16 protein-coding genes and 3 tRNA genes are annotated in these 17,071 nt (G+C 55.8%); 11 read left to right on the top strand and 8 right to left on the bottom strand.

Annotated elements, in window-relative coordinates; genetic code table 11:
* The first annotated feature begins 58 nt into the window (after positions 1 to 58).
* The 5 genes from lipB (at position 59) to PL263_RS01360 (ending at position 2,990) form a co-directional block, all read left to right on the top strand.
* The gene (lipB, locus tag PL263_RS01380; RefSeq protein ID WP_278212844.1) at positions 59 to 610 is read left to right on the top strand and encodes a lipoyl(octanoyl) transferase LipB; all 552 of its coding nucleotides are present in this window, start codon (positions 59 to 61) and stop codon (positions 608 to 610) included.
* Complete coding sequence (gene lipA / locus PL263_RS01375; RefSeq protein WP_278211333.1) at positions 607 to 1,569, top strand: lipoyl synthase; 963 nt, start codon at positions 607 to 609, stop codon at positions 1,567 to 1,569. The genes lipB and lipA overlap by 4 nt, the downstream gene beginning before the upstream one ends.
* A gap of 230 nt (positions 1,570 to 1,799) precedes the next feature.
* Positions 1,800 to 2,099 carry a PilZ domain-containing protein gene (locus PL263_RS01370; RefSeq protein WP_140910572.1) on the top strand — a complete coding sequence of 100 codons (300 nt, stop codon included), beginning with the start codon at positions 1,800 to 1,802 and terminating at the stop codon, positions 2,097 to 2,099.
* 37 nt (positions 2,100 to 2,136) lie between these two features.
* The gene (locus PL263_RS01365) at positions 2,137 to 2,541 is read left to right on the top strand and encodes a 6-carboxytetrahydropterin synthase (protein WP_278211332.1); all 405 of its coding nucleotides are present in this window, start codon (positions 2,137 to 2,139) and stop codon (positions 2,539 to 2,541) included.
* A 2-nt stretch (positions 2,542 to 2,543) separates the two neighbouring features.
* On the top strand, positions 2,544 to 2,990 hold the full coding sequence (locus PL263_RS01360) for a DUF1249 domain-containing protein (RefSeq protein ID WP_140910570.1): 447 nt from the start codon (positions 2,544 to 2,546) through the stop codon (positions 2,988 to 2,990).
* Here the strand turns inward: PL263_RS01360 and recQ are convergent.
* Positions 2,987 to 5,122 (bottom strand): DNA helicase RecQ, encoded by a 2,136-nt coding sequence (gene recQ / locus PL263_RS01355; RefSeq protein ID WP_278211331.1) that lies wholly within the window; start codon positions 5,120 to 5,122, stop codon positions 2,987 to 2,989. The genes PL263_RS01360 and recQ overlap by 4 nt on opposite strands.
* A 246-nt stretch (positions 5,123 to 5,368) precedes the next feature.
* Here recQ and PL263_RS20340 point away from each other — a divergent pair, with 246 nt between their 5' ends.
* From PL263_RS20340 to PL263_RS01340, 4 genes are read left to right on the top strand one after another with little or no spacing between them, the layout of a single operon-like run.
* Positions 5,369 to 6,031, top strand: a complete 663-nt coding sequence (locus tag PL263_RS20340) for a hypothetical protein (RefSeq protein WP_347568928.1) — start codon at positions 5,369 to 5,371, stop codon at positions 6,029 to 6,031.
* Positions 6,031 to 6,954, top strand: a complete 924-nt coding sequence (locus tag PL263_RS20335) for a hypothetical protein (protein WP_347568927.1) — start codon at positions 6,031 to 6,033, stop codon at positions 6,952 to 6,954. Before PL263_RS20340 ends, PL263_RS20335 begins: the two co-directional genes overlap by 1 nt.
* Before the next feature lie 3 nt (positions 6,955 to 6,957).
* Positions 6,958 to 7,680: a phosphoadenylyl-sulfate reductase gene (locus tag PL263_RS01345; protein WP_278211330.1), complete on the top strand. Its 723-nt coding sequence runs from the start codon at positions 6,958 to 6,960 to the stop codon at positions 7,678 to 7,680.
* Positions 7,658 to 8,392, top strand: a complete 735-nt coding sequence (locus PL263_RS01340; protein ID WP_347568948.1) for a DUF4336 domain-containing protein — start codon at positions 7,658 to 7,660, stop codon at positions 8,390 to 8,392. The genes PL263_RS01345 and PL263_RS01340 overlap by 23 nt, the downstream gene beginning before the upstream one ends.
* Before the next feature lie 69 nt (positions 8,393 to 8,461).
* On the opposite strand, the gene PL263_RS01335 is transcribed toward PL263_RS01340, so the two are convergent.
* The 5 genes from PL263_RS01335 to PL263_RS01315 form a co-directional block, all read right to left on the bottom strand.
* Positions 8,462 to 8,537 (bottom strand) — tRNA-Glu (locus PL263_RS01335).
* Between the two features lie 72 nt (positions 8,538 to 8,609).
* Positions 8,610 to 8,685 (bottom strand) — tRNA-Glu (locus PL263_RS01330).
* A 21-nt stretch (positions 8,686 to 8,706) separates the two neighbouring features.
* A tRNA-Ala gene (locus PL263_RS01325) sits at positions 8,707 to 8,782 on the bottom strand.
* A 50-nt stretch (positions 8,783 to 8,832) separates the two neighbouring features.
* The gene (gltX, locus tag PL263_RS01320; RefSeq protein ID WP_278211328.1) at positions 8,833 to 10,230 is read right to left on the bottom strand and encodes a glutamate--tRNA ligase; all 1,398 of its coding nucleotides are present in this window, start codon (positions 10,228 to 10,230) and stop codon (positions 8,833 to 8,835) included.
* A 7-nt stretch (positions 10,231 to 10,237) separates the two neighbouring features.
* Positions 10,238 to 10,681, bottom strand: a complete 444-nt coding sequence (locus PL263_RS01315; RefSeq protein ID WP_278211327.1) for a sel1 repeat family protein — start codon at positions 10,679 to 10,681, stop codon at positions 10,238 to 10,240.
* Positions 10,682 to 10,852: 171 nt separating this feature from the next.
* Between PL263_RS01315 and PL263_RS01310 the strand changes: the two genes are divergently transcribed.
* Together PL263_RS01310 and PL263_RS01305 are read left to right on the top strand one after the other, a co-directional pair.
* Positions 10,853 to 12,034 (top strand): OmpA family protein, encoded by a 1,182-nt coding sequence (locus tag PL263_RS01310; protein ID WP_140911326.1) that lies wholly within the window; start codon positions 10,853 to 10,855, stop codon positions 12,032 to 12,034.
* A 190-nt stretch (positions 12,035 to 12,224) separates the two neighbouring features.
* Complete coding sequence (locus PL263_RS01305) at positions 12,225 to 12,755, top strand: hypothetical protein (RefSeq protein ID WP_278211326.1); 531 nt, start codon at positions 12,225 to 12,227, stop codon at positions 12,753 to 12,755.
* 56 nt (positions 12,756 to 12,811) lie between these two features.
* On the opposite strand, the gene PL263_RS01300 is transcribed toward PL263_RS01305, so the two are convergent.
* Together PL263_RS01300 and dnaE are read right to left on the bottom strand one after the other, a co-directional pair.
* Complete coding sequence (locus PL263_RS01300) at positions 12,812 to 13,462, bottom strand: retropepsin-like aspartic protease (RefSeq protein WP_278211325.1); 651 nt, start codon at positions 13,460 to 13,462, stop codon at positions 12,812 to 12,814.
* 118 nt (positions 13,463 to 13,580) lie between these two features.
* Positions 13,581 to 17,069, bottom strand: coding sequence for a DNA polymerase III subunit alpha (dnaE, locus tag PL263_RS01295; protein WP_278211324.1), 3,489 nt, complete (start codon positions 17,067 to 17,069; stop codon positions 13,581 to 13,583).
* Positions 17,070 to 17,071 lie beyond the last annotated feature (2 nt).

Genomic DNA, 17,071 nt, shown 5'->3' with positions numbered 1-17,071 from the left:
CGGCAACACCGAACTGCGCCAGTTGGGCCTGCGCGACTACGTCGAAGTCTGGCGCGCCATGCAACAGCACACGGCCGACCGACTGCCGGACAGTCCGGATCAAATCTGGATCGTCGAACATCCGCCAGTCTACACCCTGGGTCTGAACGGCAAACGCGAACATCTACTGGCTAACACCGACATCCCCGTCGTCGAATCCGACCGCGGCGGCCAAGTCACTTACCACGGCCCCGGCCAACTGGTGGTATATCTGTTGGCCGATTTACGCCGCTTGAACCAAGGGCCGCGGCAAATGGTCAGCCTGCTGGAAAACGCCGCCATCGCCACGCTGAGCCAATACGGTATATCGGCAGCGGCCAGACCCGATGCGCCGGGGGTATACGTCGCAGGCCGCAAGATCGCTTCGCTGGGCTTGCGCGTCAAACGCGGCTGCTGTTATCACGGTATCAGTATCAACAACGCGATGGATCTCGGCCCGTTTCGAGACATCAACCCCTGCGGCTACCCCGGACTGCAAGTGACCCAACTCGCGGATTTGGGGGTTAAGATATCGACTCAAGAACTGGCGGTGCCGCTGGTCCACCAATTGCTGAAGGCTATCGAACCATGACATTCAACGCCCCGTCCCGCACCACCCCGCAAACCCACCAACGCAAAGCCGACAAGCTGTCGCGGATACCGGTCAAAGTTGAACAGACCGGCGAACCGCCGTTGCGCAAGCCGGATTGGATTCGGGTCAAACTGCCGAGCGGCGACCAAGTCAACAAGATCAAGCAATCGCTGCGCGAACACCGTTTGCATAGCGTCTGCGAAGAAGCTGCCTGCCCCAATCTGGGCGAATGTTTCAGCCACGGTACCGCGACCTTCATGATCATGGGCGATTTATGCACCCGGCGCTGCCCGTTCTGCGACGTCGCCCACGGCAAACCGCAGCCGCTGGACCCGGAAGAACCGACCAATCTGGCCGAGACCATCGCCGCGATGGGCTTGAAATACGTCGTCATCACCTCGGTCAACCGCGACGATTTGCGCGACGGCGGTGCCGGCCATTTTGCCGCCTGCATAGCCCAAGTCCGGGCCAATTCGCCGCAAACCACGATCGAAGTATTGGTACCGGATTTCCGCGGCCGGATGGGCACAGCACTCGACATTTTGCAAAACCAACCTTGCGACGTATTCAACCACAACCTGGAAACGGTGCCGCGCCTGTACCTGCAAGCCCGCCCAGGCGCCGATTATTCAACCTCGCTGCAATTACTGGAACAGCACAAACAACGCTTGCCGCAGGTGCCGACCAAATCCGGCCTGATGCTGGGGATAGGCGAAACCGAAGCCGAAGTGGTGCAAGTCATGCGGGATTTGCTGGCCCACGGTTGCAGCATGCTGACGCTGGGCCAATATCTGCAGCCTAGCAAAGACCATCTGCCGGTGCGGGAATACATCCATCCGGACCAATTCGCCCGTTACGCCGAGATCGCCCGCGAATTGGGCTTCCGCCAGGTTGCCAGCGCGCCTTTGGTCAGGTCGTCTTACCATGCCGATATGCAGGCTGCCGGCTTGACGGAATAGGCGCATTACGGCCGGGCGTGCCGGCAACCGCCGACACCGGCGCGTAGCCCAAAATCCGCCCTTATCCAATGCCTGGCCGGCGACGGAACCCAAAATTCCTGAGCTGCTCGGCAAAATAAACATGTCAAGTGCAAGCGCAACGTTTTCCTGCCCAGAACCGGTTTTTTTTATAGTACACTCCCGCCATTGTTCGTTTACCCACCACGCTCACTTCGAATCGGAGGAACTCAATGCTGACTCATGATGAAAAACGCGATTACATCCGCATGGACGTCGACTGCGACATTACTTACCGGTTGGCCGACTCGGACCAAGTCAGCACTGGCAGATGCACCACGCTGAGCGGCGCCGGCGTCTCGTTTATCGCCGCCCGCCCGTTCGATATCGGCTTGGCTCTGGAAGTGAGCATTCTGCCGAAAACACCGATCACACCGCCGATGACCGCGTTCATCGAAGTCGTGCGCAGCGTCAAACAAAACGACGGCAATTACGAAATCGCCGCGTCGATCAAAAGCATCAAAGGCAATTAAGGACCCGATCCGCCGCTCCACAAGGAAGTCGCACGCTATGTATATCATCACCAAAGAAGTTTATTTTTGTTACGGTCACCGCCTGATGAATCATCCGGGCAAGTGCCGAAACCTGCACGGCCACAGCGTCAAAGCCAGCATTTCGATTCGGCAGGAACAACTCAACCAGCAAGGCATGGTCTGCGATTTTTCCGACGTCAAAGCCTGCGTCGAAAGCTTTATCGACGACGTCTTGGACCATAATTTTCTGTTGCACAAAGACGACCCGATCATTCCGGCACTGATCGCCAATAACGAACAATATTTGGCCATAGACGAACATCCCACGGCCGAAGTGCTCAGCAAAATGATTTACCAGTACGTCAAACAGCAGGGCTTCAACGTCGACCAAGTGGTGCTTTGGGAAACCGCCAGCGCCAACGCCTGCTATCGGGAAGATTGACGATGAGCCTGGTGCAGCCGGTCAACACCTCGTTTTGCCTGGAACAGCTGTGCGAATCCAACTATCAGAAATTGTTCAAGTTAATCCCTAATTTACGTTCCTTCGATAAATCCGCAATCGGGTTAACCCAGAACAGACCGGCTCTCTATCTGGACGTGCTGGAACGCAATCCGTACACCTTGACCATCGAACTAACCCACTGCTTCAATCAGCAACGCTCGGAACTGGTGGTACCGGCGGTCAAAATCCGAATCTATCTCGATGCCCAACTGGCAGAAGTCATCCGCGACAACGACCGACCGACGGTGGATAAGGTCTACCAGGATCCCGGCGACCTGATTGAAATTCGCGATTACAAGTGGCGTTTGAACTATTTTCTACAGAAATGGCTGGACCATTGCCTGAAAACCGACTACTGCTTCCAACTGGCAGAGGTCGCTCAAGTCTAGGCCGTCTGCCGCTGTAGCGCGGCCCGGACGCAGCGCAGTATGCCGTAACTGTAAGCTCCACCCAGCTGTTCGTATACCGGTTTCAATGCATTGCGTTGCTCGTCCGGCCGCGCCAGTAACGCGGCTTCGATTTCGCCGAGCTCTGCCGGCGACAGGGTCAGGACATCGCCCAACTCCACCAAACCCGACTCCAACGCTTTCGCCATGTGGTTGTAAACGGTATCCTCGCTCAAGCCCCGCTGCCGCGCCACCTGCTCCACGCTATAACCCAAGCGAAACAAATCCAGACTCTCGACGACGGTATCGGAGCTGGAACTCGGCTCTGCCGCGTTATCGAACTCGGCCAAGACGGCCAAAAACTCGTCGCCGTACAATTCCAGCTTGCGCTGGCCAATGCCTGAAATCAGCCCCAACTGCTGGTGGTTGTGCGGCCGGGCCTCCACCATCGCCATTAACGTCGCATCGTGAAAAATCACATACGGCGGCACGTCCTGCTCGTCGGCCAACTGTTTGCGCTTGGCCCTTAGCGCGTCCCACAAGGCCGTATCCGCCGCCCCGCCCGGCTGGCGTTTTTCGTATTTCTCCCGCCGGGTTTTGGCGGTTTGCACGTCCTTGCGCAGCATCAAGGTTTGCTCGCCGCGCAGTACCGGCCGGCAGGCGTCGGCCAGACGCAAACTGCCGTGGCCGTCGAAGTCGATCTCCACCAACGATTTGGCCACCAATTGCCGGAACACCGAGCGCCAGCGCTTTTCGTCGAGCGCTTTGCCGATGCCGAAAGTCGACTGCGAATCATGGCCGAATTGCTTGATGCGTTCGTCGTCCTTGCCGAGCAACACGTCGATCAGGTAGGTCACGCCGAAACGCTGGCCGGTGCGGTAGATACAGGACAAGGCCTGCTGCGCCGCCAGACTGCCGTCCCAGGTCGCGACCGGCTCCAGACAGGTATCGCAATTGCCGCAGGCCTGCTCCAGGACGTCACCGAAATAGCCGAGCAAAGCCTGGCGCCGGCAACTGACCGTTTCGCATAAGGCCAGCATCGCGTCCAGCTTGTGCAGTTCCACCCGTTTATGGGCCGGATCGGCGTTGGAGGCTCCCAGCATTTGGCGTAAGGTCAACACGTCCTGCAAACCGTAAGCCATCCAGGCGTTGGCCGGCAAACCGTCGCGGCCGGCACGACCGGTTTCCTGGTAGTAAGCCTCAATGCTCTTCGGCAAATCCAGATGGGCGACGAAGCGCACGTTCGGCTTGTCGATCCCCATACCGAAGGCGATGGTGGCGACGATGATCAGGCCGTCCTCCATCAAAAATTGGTGCTGGTTCTTCTGCCGCAGTTGGTGGTCCAGACCGGCGTGGTAAGGCAACGCCCGCAGGCCTTTTTGGTTGAGCCACTCCGCGGTTTCCTCGACTTTTTTACGCGACAGGCAATAGACGATGCCGGTATCGCCGGGATGCTCACTGCGGATAAAACTCAGCAATTGCTGGCGGGCATTGTCCTTCTGCACAATCCGGTAGCGAATGTTGGGCCGGTCGAAGCCGCTGACGAAAATTTGAGCTTGTTCCAGCGCCAAGCGGCTAATGATTTCCTGGCGGGTACGTTCGTCGGCGGTTGCAGTCAGCGCAATCCGCGGCACCGTCGGAAATTGCTGGTGCAATACCGACAATTGCAGGTAATCGGCGCGGAAATCGTGGCCCCATTGCGAGACACAATGCGCCTCGTCGATCGCGAACAAGGCAATCTTGCAACGGTTGAACAAGGCCTGGGTGCGCGGATTGGATAAGCGCTCCGGCGCGATATACAACAAATCCAACTCGCCGCTTTGCAAGCGCTGTTCGATGTCGCGCACCTGTTCCAGAGACAAGGTGGAATTCAAGTACGCCGCTCTGACGCCGAGCTGATGCAAGGCGCTGACTTGGTCTTGCATCAAGGCAATCAACGGCGAAATGACGATGCCGACGCCGTCCATCACCAAGGCCGGAATCTGGTAACACAACGATTTGCCGCCGCCGGTCGGCATCAACACCAATACGTCGCGGCCGGCAATCAGTTGTTCGATGATAGCGTGCTGCTGGCCGCGAAAACTGTCGTAGCCAAATACGCTACGCAGTTTGTCCAGCGCGGGGTTATGGGTCATCGGCAAAGTATCGGGGTTTCGAAGCGGCAATCGCCGGATGTGGTATCAAACGCGTATTACAACACAGATGACCTCTCGAGACAGCGACGCGGAACCCGACAAACGCTGTTGCGCGGGCGAACCTTGAAATGGCCGGCGCACCGCCTCATCTCTCCATTCGATGTCAGCCCGATTTCTATAAACCGGACACCAGCCTTTATAATGGCCCGCTAACTCCAGACGCCACAGGCGCCGACCTTTTCCTCTATGATAATTACCTATTGCTGCTTTCCCGACCGTCTCAAATACCTGATCGACCGCGATCAACAATACCTGCTAAAACAAGGTCTGAAAGGCATCGAGAAAGAAAGCCTCCGTATCACCGAACATGGCCTGATCGCGCAAACCCCTCACCCGCGTGCCCTAGGCTCGGCTTTGACTCACCCCCACATCACCACCGATTATTCGGAAGCGTTGCTGGAGTTCATCACGCCGCCGTTCGCCGATATCAAGCAAACGCTGCATTTCATGCATCAGATTCATCAGTTCGTTTACCCGCACCTGGGCGACGAAATGCTGCTGGCCACCAGCATGCCGTGCGGCATCGACGGCGATCTGAGCATCCCGATCGCCGAATACGGCAGCTCGAATATCGGCAAGATGAAACACATCTATCGCAAGGGCTTGTGGCATCGTTACGGCCGCACCATGCAGGCGATCGCCGGCATTCATTTCAATTATTCGGTACCGGAAGCGTTGTGGCCGGCACTGCACGGTTACGACGGCGGCGACTTGTCGCTGGAAGACTTTATTTCCAAGTCGTATTTCGGCTTGATTCGCAACTTCCATCGCCAAGGTTGGCTGATTTTGTACCTGTTCGGCGCATCACCGGCCATCTGCAAGACTTTTTTAAAAGCCGGCCGCAGCTGATGGAACAGTTCAAGGAATTCGACGACCATACTTTATTCCACCCTTACGCCACATCGCTGCGGATGAGCGACATCGGCTACAAAAGTAAAAACCAAGCCAGCCTGAAAATCGACTACAACTCGTTGGAAGGTTACGTGCAAAGCCTGAGTGCGGCGATCAACACACCGTATCCTGAATACCAGGCGATTGGCGTCAAAATCGACGGCGACTACCAGCAGCTGAATGCCAATATCCTGCAAATCGAGAACGAGTTTTACAGCACCATGCGGCCGAAACAAATCGCCAAATCCGGCGAGAAGCCGACTTTGGCCCTGAAGCGCCGCGGCGTGCTGTATGTGGAAATGCGCTCTTTGGACCTGAACCTGTTGAATCCGATCGGGATCGACGAGAGCACCGCCCGTTTCGTCGAGGCGTTCTTGCTGTACTGCTTGTTGCACGATAGCCCGCCACAGGGGCCGGACGAGTTTCAAGTCAACAACAGCAACCAGTTGCTGGTCGCCAACCAGGGCCGCCGCCCCGGATTGGAGCTAAACCGCAACGGCACTCCGGTTACCCTGCAAAATTGGGCGCACGACATCCTCTGCGCGATGCAACCGATCTGTGCGGTACTCGACCGCGGCAGCCTGGATCGACCTTACCAACTCGCCTTGCAGCAGCAGCTCGCCGTCGTCGACAACCCGGCGTTGACGCCGTCGGCACGGATTCTGGCCTGCATGCGCGAAAACGGCCAGGAATTCGGCTGCTTTGCCAGCAACACCTCGGCCTTGCACAAACATTATTTCAACGCCGAACCGCTGGATGCAGACAGCCAGCGCCAATTCGAAGAGCTGGCCGCCAGCTCGCTGCAGAAGCAAGCCGAAATCGAAGCCGGCGACGAGCTCGATTTCGACGAATTTTTATCTCGTTACTTTGCCCAGAGTTAATTTATGACCGCATTCGATCTGAACACTGCCCAAACCGAACTGCAAGGCAAAAATCCGCGCACCATTCTGAAAGCGGCGCTGGCCAATTTCGACAACATCGCCATTTCTTTCAGCGGCGCCGAGGATGTGGTGTTGATCGATATGGCATTGAACATCCGGAAAGACATTCAGGTGTTTTCTTTAGATACCGGCCGCCTGCATCCGGAAACCTACCGCTTCATCGAAAAAGTGCGCAAGCATTACGGCATCGCCATCGATATTTTGAGCCCCGACCGCGAACAGTTGGATATATTCGTCAAGGAAAAAGGCCTGTTCAGTTTTTACGAAGACGGCCACCAACAATGTTGCGGCATCCGCAAGGTCGAACCTTTAAAACGGATATTGGCGACCTTGGATGCCTGGATCACGGGCCAACGCAAAGACCAGAGCCTGGACACTCGTGGCGATATTCCGGAAGTGCAGCTCGACGCCGGCTTCTCCGGTCCGGGCAAACAGCTGGTCAAGTTCAATCCGTTGCTGAATTGGTCGTCCGCTCAGGTGTGGGATTACATTGAGGCATATCAGGTGCCGTACAACGACCTGCACCACCACGGTTATATCAGTATCGGCTGCGAACCTTGCACCCGGCCGGTGTTACCGAATCAACACGAACGCGCCGGACGCTGGTGGTGGGAGGACAGCGCGAAAAAAGAGTGCGGCCTGCATGGCGGAAACATCGGCAAATAAACCGGCGAAGCGGCGGCCGGATCGATTTATGAGCTTGCAAACACTGGTTCCCGGCCAAATCTGGTATGCGCAACAGCCACTTAAGCTCGGTCCGCTAAACTTGACTACCCGGGCAACGTTCGTCAGGCTCGCCAATGGCGAAGTCTGGTTGCATTCCCCGATATTGCCTGCACCGGAATTGATCGGCGCGATCGCCGAAATCGGCCCGGTTAAACAAGTGATCGCACCAAACAAAAGCCATCACTTATTCTTCTTAGCTTTTCTGCAGGTCTGCCGCGACGCTCAAGGTTATATGGCACCGGGGCTAGCAGAAAAACGGCCGGATTTAGCCGGTTTTCCGATTATTCCTTCAGCGGAAGGAGCGCCATGGGCCGCAGAATTGGACAGCCTGTTTATCGAAGGGCTGCCGGTTATCAATGAAACCGTGTGGTTACATAAACAAAGCGGCACGCTGATTTTGACGGACCTGCTGTTCTGTTTCGGTAACGACCATGCTTTATTGGCGCGACTCGCCGCCCGCTTGCTCGGCGTCTACGGCCGGCTGGGGATGTCGCGAAGCATGAAGTTATTGATAAAGGATCGAACCGGCCTATCTCGTTGTGCGGATCGGATTCTCGATTGGGATGTGCGGCGCATTGTCATTGCTCACGGCGAAATCATTGAAATGAACGCCAAACAGCGACTGATCGAGGCTTTCAAGGATTTGAATTAGAGACGTTCGGACCGACACAAGCCGATGCAAAACAGCTGCAGATAAATCACGGAAAGGAATCACGAGAATTGGCGTCCCCACGGGGGTTCGAACCCCGGTTACCGCCGTGAAAGGGCGGTGTCCTAGGCCACTAGACGATGGGGACTCAGGACTATTAGCAGAAGCGTCTGCTGATTTTTGATTTGCGGTTACCGGTCTTGACCGGTTTTAGCCAGATTGGCGTCCCCACGGGGGTTCGAACCCCGGTTACCGCCGTGAAAGGGCGGTGTCCTAGGCCACTAGACGATGGGGACTTAGGACTAAATCAACTAATTTGGTGGAGCCAAGGAGGATCGAACTCCTGACCTCTTGCATGCCATGCAAGCGCTCTCCCAGCTGAGCTATGGCCCCGTAGTTGAGTTCTCGTATTATACGGATATTTAGAGCCTTGTCCAGAGAATTTATAATTTTTTTATAAACTCGATCGCCCGATCCAAGCGATTCAAGGTTTTTTCGCGGCCCAGCAGTTTCAAGGTCAGGTCTATAGCCGGCGACACGCTGCCGCCGCACACCGCTACCCGCAACGGCTGCGCAACTTTACCCAAGTTTAGTTCCAACCGCTCGGCACTATCCAGCACGACCTGATGCAGCGCCTCGGCCTCCCAGCCTTCCAGCGCACTGAATTGATCGCGCAAGTGCTGCAAAACAGCATCGACACCGGCCTTGAAATTCTTCTTCACGGCCTTGTCGTCATACTCGTCAAACTCGCGGTAGAAATAGACGCTGTCATTGGCCATATCCACCAAAGTCTTGCAGCGTTCGCGCTGAGCTTTGACGACCTCGCTCAACGCCGGGCCGCAGGCCGGATCGATGCCGCGCTCGCCCATGTGCCAGGCCAAATGCCGGGCCACGTGCGCCGGATCGGAGTTCATCATGTATTGGTGATTTAACCAAACCAGCTTGTCGGTGTTGAAGGTAGAGGCCGACACGTTTACCTTTTCTAACTCGAACAACTCGATCATTTCCTCGATCGAAAACAACTCCTGATCGCCGTGCGACCAGCCCAATCGCACCAGATAATTCAACAATGCTTCCGGCAGATATCCGTCGTTGCGGTATTGCATAACACTGACCGCACCATGGCGTTTGGACAGGCGCGCGCCATCGGAGCCAAGAATCATCGGCACATGGGCATAAATCGGCAATTGCGCACCCAACGCTTGCAAGATATTGATCTGCCGGGGCGTATTGTTGACGTGATCGTCGCCGCGAATGACGTGCGTCACCCCCATATCCATATCGTCGACGACGACGGTCAAATTGTAGGTCGGGGTACCGTCGGAACGAGCGATGATCAAATCGTCCAATTCCTTATTGGCAACGACGATCCGACCTTTCACCAAATCGTCAATTACCACCTCGCCGCTTTCCGGATTTTTGAAGCGCACCACCGGCTCCCCGCGCGGGTCGGACACACCATGACGGCATTTACCGTTGTAACGCGGCTTTTCCTTATTGGCCATTTGCTGCTCGCGCAACGCATCGAGCTCTTCACGACTGCAGTAGCAGTGGTAGGCATCGCCTTGGTCGAGCAGTTGCTGAATCACTGCTTTATAACGATCGAAGCGCTGGGTTTGGTAAAACGGACCTTCGTCGTATTCCAAGCCCAACCAAGTCATGCCCTCCAGAATCGCGTTGACCGATTCCTGGCTCGAACGCTCCAGATCGGTATCCTCGATCCGCAATATAAAGCGGCCGCCGTGCTTTCTAGCATAAAGCCATGAAAACAATGCAGTTCTTGCACCACCAACATGAAGATAGCCAGTGGGACTCGGAGCAAATCGGGTTCTTATACTCATTATCGAATTATTTCGTGATTAAAAATTTCTTTGCGTATTCGCCGGGAATCGAGCGCGACGCATTCAGCCGCATCGCCTGATAATTGAATTGCACGCTGCCCTTGGCAGCATCGTTCTTACCGAGGATGGCCAGAGACGTCCCATGACCTTGGGCAGCGGCCTTTTCATACCAATAGGTGGCTTTATCACGGTCGGCGGTAAGCCCCAAACCGCGATCGTACATCGCTGCCAGCGCCACTTGGGCATCCACCAAGCCTTGGTTGGCCGCCTTTTCCATCCAATATGCCGCTCGTTCCTCGTCTTTCTGCTCACCATCGCGGCCCAACAACAAACGCGATGCCAGCTTAGCTTGGGCCAGAGCATTGCCTTGCTCGGCAGCATGCTTAATATCGTCGGCAAGGGCCGAATTGAACTGCACCAACAACAAACTGAGTAAAAGCCACTTTCGCATCACGCGTCTCCGGGTAAAAAATCAACGGCAAGGCCAAACCGCTATTATTTCACGGCACGCAGCCCAATTGAATGAACTATAAAAAAATAAGGGATTGATGTTAGACTTTATCCACCAAGGCAAACACTCCAGCCTTGCCCGCCCAAGAATAACAACCAGGAGACTTGATATATGAAAAAAAACCTAATGATCACGGCCGCTCTGGCTGGAGCAGTACTATCCGGCTGCGCCACTCAGTCGAGCAATAACTTCCCGCCGTTCCAGGCTGAAGATCTGAATGCGCTGGTCAAATCGGGCAAACTGGTACAAAAAGCCAACAGTTTCCTGGTTGTGAACGACTCTTCGTCGTCCATGAGCCGTATCTACCTCAATTCTCAGGATTATAGTGGCACCAAGCTGGATGTTGAAAAAGCCCTGCTGAACAAGTTCAACAAAACCATCCCCTCCATTCCGTTGATGTCCGGCTTGCGCAGCTTCGGCTACGGGCCTTGCCTGGATTGGAGCGCTACCAAGCTGAACCAGCCGGTGCAAAACTACACCCAAGCCGGCTTCGACAGCGCGCTCACCTCTTTGCAATGCTCCAGCGGCGGCACGCCTTTAGCCGACGCGCTGCAGGAAACCAGCCACGATTTGGCTAACGCCTCCGGCAACATCGCGATGATCGTATTGAGCGACGGTATCGAGGAAAGCTCTCCGGCTCCCACAGCCGAATCGCTGAAAGCACAATACGGCGACCGCTTGTGCATCTATACCGTGTGGGTAGGCAACGAGCAAGACGAAGCAGGTCAAGCCGTACTGCAAAGCATTGCCGACGCCTCCGGTTGCGGGTTCTCAACCACCGCAGAGGCGATCAGCACTCCGCACGGCATGAGCGAATTCGTCAAAAACGTCTTCTTCAAAGCCGGCACCCCAGTCGCCGACTGCTCGAAACTGGATGACGATAAAGACGGTGTCAACAACTGCGCCGATAAATGCGCCGACACGCCTAAAGGTGCCATTGTCGATAAAAACGGCTGCTGGGCATTCCGCGGTCTGCTGTTCGATTTCGACAAAGCCGACATCAAATCCAAATACAGCCCGTTGATCCAGAATGCGGTGGAAGTGATGAAATTGAATCCCGGTCTGACCGTTGAAATTCAAGGCCATACCGACAGCTACGGTACCGACGCTTACAATGAGAAATTGTCCGAGCGCCGCGCCAATGCCGTCAGAAACGAGCTGATTAAACAGGGCGTGGACGGCAAACGCTTAACTGCAGTCGGCTTCGGCGAATCAAAACCGGTCGAAAGTAACGATACCGACGAAGGCCGCGCCTACAACCGCCGCGTCGAATACAAGCGTACCGACCGCTAAGCGTTAAAACCGAGGACTTAATTCCGGAAGGGAGGCTGAGGCCTCCCTTTTTTATGCGCGTCAGCCCTGCTTACGAGCACGGCAAGTAAATCAATCCCAATCGGAAACCGAATTTTACCGATAGAATCGCCAACGAGATTCAACCCGCAATTCAATGCCGCGCCGTCAATCGGCCTCACCGGAGCAGCGTATGAAATACATTATCAAACAGATCGGCGACGACTTCATTTTCGACGAGCTGGAAGCCGCGCGCCTGCAGTTTATCGAGTCGCTAAATTACTCGATGGAAAGTGCGAAGCTTATTTTCGACAAAAATCCCAAGGAACCCCTGGATTTTTACATTGCCTACGATTTTCAACAAAAAAGCGGCGAACCGGTGGTGTACGGCTTCAATCTGCGCGATGAGTTGCTCAAATATTTCAAGCTCGACACCGATAAATACCACAACTCCAAATGGCTGCTGACCATCGGCCAAAACCTGAAAGCGTTAGCGGACGAACTGGCCGAGCGTTACGACCCTGAGCCGCCCAAAACCATCGCGAAAGAAAAAGACAAACAAGAAGCCGAATACGCCAAGAGCGTTAACCGCTCCTACCGCGACGTGCTGAGGGAGGCCAAAGCCAAAGACGAAGCGGACCGCCAAGCCGGCGGAAACGCCAATTTCGAGCGCAAGGATCGCCACCTTTGGCAAACGCTGATGCTAAAAGGCCGATTCAAATAGCCTAGCTTCGCGTCGCTCGTAAAAACCGGTTAAAAACCGGCTGCAGCGACCAAGGATTAATTGCCGAACCTGGTGACGCAATGGTTGCGTGAATCGCACTCCACCGATTTAGTTATCGGGTTGGGCGACACGTAATAGTCGGTTACCGGCTGGCCTTCGCCATGCGGACGCGCTTCTTCCAGCGCTGTCACCCGATCCTCCAGATGGTTCTGTTTGATCAATTGCTTATTCAACTGCAAGGTCAGCAGATCGCCGGATTGGGTCATTTTGAAAAACCTCAGGGTATTCATACCCAATAAAATCTCGGTCAGGTGCTGATTCAGAACCGCTTCGACATGTTTCAACTCGGTGTCACCGATCACCAGACTGTCGATAACCGTCTGTTTGTCGATTGTTCTGCCGCCGGCGGTAGCCATGTCCACTTGGCTGCCGAACGGTAAGCGCGCTTCCAGCGCGAACTTCATCGGAATCGCGATGACGGTCGCCCCAGTGTCGATTAAAAACGGCAGTTCTTTACCGTTAACCCATAACTTGCCGCGAAAGTGGCCGCTATGGTCGGCGCGAAGCACAATACCACTGGTTACTTCGACCTTGGCGGCTTGAGCTTTCTGATAACCCCCATCATCGGCGCCAACTGCGCCCGCACACACCAGCCACAAATAAGCGGCAACAAATCTACAGGAGATAAAACCAAGCGATCCGCGCATTCTTCCCCCATAAAAATCAGCCAAGTGTCGGCCTACCCATTCACATACAATCAGCCTAGCACCATCCAGGCAGAATCCAAAGCCTGGGCAACGGTTAGCATTACCAAATCAACACTGCTTAATATCTGACTTTAACGCTGCCTTCGTTTAACAGCCTGCGCAAACGGATCAACAATTCGTCCGCCGGTCGCACCCGCCATTCGTCGCCTAATTTCAGCGCCGCCTTATCGCTGGCCGTGCGATATTCCAGTTCCAGCGGACATTGCCCGCCGCGGAACGGTAACAGCGTATCCCGCAACCGCGCCAGCCAGTCGCTTGGCAGATCGGCGCTCGCGATATCGATTTCCAGCGTTATGCTGCGCGCAAAGATCTCGCGCGCCTCTTCCATGCCGTACAGTTTTTCGGCGGTCATACGCAGGCTATTACTGAAATCGTCCATGGCCAGCGAGCCTTCGGCAATCAAAATCGTATCTTTGCTCAACAGATTCCGATATTTATCGAAAATACCGCTAAACGCGGCGACTTCCAGACGACCGGTACGGTCGTCCAATGTGGCAAAACCCATCATCTTGCCCTGCTTGGTCTGGCGGGTGCGCATTTCCACGATCAGGCCGGCGACGCGGGCTTCCATCTTGCCGCGGGCCCGGCCGGCATCGACTTCCAGGCTACCCAGCGTACCGTGAGTGATGTGCTTCAACTCTGGCAGGTACTCGGCTATGGGATGACCGGACAGGAACAAACCCAGGGTCTGCTTCTCGGCTTCCAGCTTTTCTTTTTCGGTCCAGGGCTCGACCATAGTCGAATAGGCGTCAGCCTCGTTGTCGCTTGCCTCGACTTCGACGCCCAAGCCAAACAAGTCGTTCTGGCCGGCCAACGCCATTTTGCCGTGTTGCTCGGCGACCCGCAGCGCGGTGGTCAACTCGGCCATGTGCGCGGCGCGGTTCGGGTCGATCGAATCCAGCGCGCCGGCCTTGATCAAAGCTTCCAACACCCGACGATTGACTTTGCGCAGATCGACCCGCTTGCACAGGTCGTATAAGCCGGAATAAGGGCCGTTGGTGTTACGTTCTTTTAGCAAATCGTCGATCGCGTTTTCGCCGACGCCCTTGATCGCGCCAATGCCATACACGATCTCGCCCTTATCGTTGACCGTGAAACGGAAGTCGGACAGATTGATATCGGGCGGGCAGATTTGTAGTTTCATCTCCCGACATTCCTCGATCAACACCACCACCTTATCGGTGTTGTCCATGTCAGACGACATCACTGCCGCCATGAACGCGGCCGGGTAATGCGCTTTCAGCCAGGCGGTCTGATAGGCCACCAGCGCGTAGGCCGCCGAGTGCGACTTGTTGAAACCGTAGCCGGCGAACTTCTCCATCAAGTCGAAGATGTAGGTCGCGATGCTCTCGTCGATGTTGTTGGCGATCGCACCCTCGGTAAATTTGGCGCGCTCCTTGGCCATTTCTTCCGGCTTTTTCTTACCCATCGCCCGCCGCAGCATGTCGGCGCCACCCAGGGTATAGCTGGCCATTTCGCGGGCGATTTGCATCACCTGCTCCTGGTACAAAATAACGCCGTTGGTGGGCTTCAGAATCGGTTCCAGCAACGGATGGGCGTACTCGGCCTTGGCGCCGTGCTTGACGTTGATGTAGTCGTCGACCATGCCCGATTCCAGCGGACCGGGGCGGAACAAGGCCACCAGCGCGATGATGTCGTCGAAGCAGTCGGGCTTCAATTTTTTAATCAGCGCCTTCATGCCGCTCGATTCGAGTTGGAACACCGCCGTGGTCTGGGCGTTTTTCAGCAACTCGTAACTGGGCAAATCGTCGCGCGGAATTTGGGCAATGTCGATTGGCGGCTCGCCTTTCTCGGCGCGCTGGCGGTTAATAGTCTGTAGCGCCCAATCGATAATGGTCAGCGTGCGCAGGCCCAAGAAGTCGAATTTAACCAACCCGACCGCTTCGACGTCGTCCTTATCGAACTGTGTCACCAGGTTGCCGCCGCCCTGCTCGCAATACAGCGGCGAAAAATCGGTGAGTTTGGTCGGCGCGATCACTACGCCCCCAGCATGCTTGCCGGCGTTGCGGGAAATACCTTCCAGCGAGCGGGCCATGTCGACCAGTTGTTTGACCTCTTCTTCGGCTTCGTACAGGTCTTTCAGCTCCTGACTTTCCTGTAAGGCCTTGTCCAGCGTCATGCCGATTTCGAACGGAATCAGTTTCGCCAGCCGGTCGACGAAACCGTAGGCATGCCCCATCACCCTACCCACGTCGCGGATTACCGCCTTGGCCGCCATCGAACCGTAGGTAATGATCTGCGAGACGTGGTCGCGACCATAATGGCGGGCGACGTAATCGATCACCTCGTCGCGGCGTTCCATGCAGAAGTCGATGTCAAAGTCGGGCATCGATACCCGTTCCGGATTCAGAAAGCGTTCGAACAGTAGATCGAATTCGATCGGATCGAGGTCGGTGATCTTCAACGCATACGCCACCAGGGAGCCGGCGCCGGACCCCCGGCCCGGCCCGACCGGAATGTCGTTGTTCTTGGCCCATTGGATGAAATCGGCAACGATCATGAAGTAGCCGGGGAAACCCATCTGCACGATCACGTTCAGCTCGATTTCCAGCCGTTGGTCGTAGACCTTACGGTTTTCCTCGAAGCTGCCATTACCAACAGGCGCATGCTGTTGCAAGCGCTCCTCCAGACCTTCGCGCGAGGCTTGCTTGAAATAATCGGCCAGAGTCATGCCATCCGGCACTTCGAAATCCGGCAGAAAGTTTTCGCCCAGGCGCAATTCGACGGTGCAACGCCTGGCGATTTCGACGCTGTTTTGCAAAGCTTCCGGAATATCGGCGAACAACTCGGCCATTTCCTCGGGGCTACGCAAATACTGCTGATTGGTATAGTCTTTCGGCCGCCGGCTATCGTCCAGTACCCGGCCCTGGTGAATGCAGACCCGCACTTCATGGGCTTCGAAGTCGCTGGGGTTTAAAAAGCGCACGTCGTTAGTGGCAACGACCGGCAGGTCCATTTCGGCGGCTAACTCCACCGCCAGAGCGATGTAGCGTTCTTCGTCCGACTTGCCGACGCGTTGCAATTCCAGATAAAAACAATCGGGGAACAAACCGCTCCAAAATTCGGCGCAGGCGCGGGCCTGAGCCCGATTTTCCGCCAGCAGCGCGGCACCGATGTCGCCCTGCATCGCCGCGGACAACGCGATCAAGCCGTTGTGGTTTTCGGCAATCCAATCTTTCTGCAGCATCGGAATGCCCTGGTGCTGGCCCTCCTGATAACCGCGGGAAACCAACTCGGTCAGCGTCACGTAACCCGGCTGGTTGCGGGCCAGCAAGGTCAAGCGATGCGGCGCCGTCGGTTCTTCGGGGTTATAAATCCAGACATCGGCGCCGGCTATCGGTTTGATACCGGCGCCTTGCGCGGCCTTGTAGAATTTGACCAGCGAGAACAGATTGCTCTGTTCGGTGATAGCTGCGGCCGGCATTTGAAATTCACTGAGTTTTTTTACCAGCGGCTTGATCCGGACGATGCCGTCGACCAGCGAAAACTCGGTATGAATACGCAGATGAACGAAGCTCGGACTCATCG

The sequence above is a fragment of the Methylomonas sp. EFPC3 genome, from assembly GCF_029643245.1.
GTDB lineage: Bacteria > Pseudomonadota > Gammaproteobacteria > Methylococcales > Methylomonadaceae > Methylomonas > Methylomonas koyamae_B.
The sequence above is the reverse complement of the archived record's forward strand: the minus strand, read 5'-3'. Positions and strand labels throughout refer to the sequence as shown.

What these genes read in the sequence shown, in the direction of transcription:
- lipA (WP_278211333.1), top strand. Translation starts at nt 607, where the DNA reads ATGACATTCAACGCCCCGTCCCGCACCACCCCGCAAACCCACCAACGC.
- PL263_RS20335 (WP_347568927.1), top strand. Translation starts at nt 6,031, where the DNA reads ATGGAACAGTTCAAGGAATTCGACGACCATACTTTATTCCACCCTTAC.
- PL263_RS01340 (WP_347568948.1), top strand. Translation starts at nt 7,658, where the DNA reads ATGGCGGAAACATCGGCAAATAAACCGGCGAAGCGGCGGCCGGATCGA.
- gltX (WP_278211328.1), bottom strand. Translation starts at nt 10,230, where the DNA reads ATGAGTATAAGAACCCGATTTGCTCCGAGTCCCACTGGCTATCTTCAT.
- PL263_RS01365 (WP_278211332.1), top strand. Translation starts at nt 2,137, where the DNA reads ATGTATATCATCACCAAAGAAGTTTATTTTTGTTACGGTCACCGCCTG.
- PL263_RS01315 (WP_278211327.1), bottom strand. Translation starts at nt 10,681, where the DNA reads ATGCGAAAGTGGCTTTTACTCAGTTTGTTGTTGGTGCAGTTCAATTCG.
- PL263_RS01310 (WP_140911326.1), top strand. Translation starts at nt 10,853, where the DNA reads ATGAAAAAAAACCTAATGATCACGGCCGCTCTGGCTGGAGCAGTACTA.
- PL263_RS01345 (WP_278211330.1), top strand. Translation starts at nt 6,958, where the DNA reads ATGACCGCATTCGATCTGAACACTGCCCAAACCGAACTGCAAGGCAAA.
- dnaE (WP_278211324.1), bottom strand. Translation starts at nt 17,069, where the DNA reads ATGAGTCCGAGCTTCGTTCATCTGCGTATTCATACCGAGTTTTCGCTG.
- PL263_RS01305 (WP_278211326.1), top strand. Translation starts at nt 12,225, where the DNA reads ATGAAATACATTATCAAACAGATCGGCGACGACTTCATTTTCGACGAG.
- PL263_RS01360 (WP_140910570.1), top strand. Translation starts at nt 2,544, where the DNA reads ATGAGCCTGGTGCAGCCGGTCAACACCTCGTTTTGCCTGGAACAGCTG.
- PL263_RS01370 (WP_140910572.1), top strand. Translation starts at nt 1,800, where the DNA reads ATGCTGACTCATGATGAAAAACGCGATTACATCCGCATGGACGTCGAC.
- lipB (WP_278212844.1), top strand. Translation starts at nt 59, where the DNA reads ATGCAACAGCACACGGCCGACCGACTGCCGGACAGTCCGGATCAAATC.
- recQ (WP_278211331.1), bottom strand. Translation starts at nt 5,122, where the DNA reads ATGACCCATAACCCCGCGCTGGACAAACTGCGTAGCGTATTTGGCTAC.
- PL263_RS20340 (WP_347568928.1), top strand. Translation starts at nt 5,369, where the DNA reads ATGATAATTACCTATTGCTGCTTTCCCGACCGTCTCAAATACCTGATC.
- PL263_RS01300 (WP_278211325.1), bottom strand. Translation starts at nt 13,462, where the DNA reads ATGCGCGGATCGCTTGGTTTTATCTCCTGTAGATTTGTTGCCGCTTAT.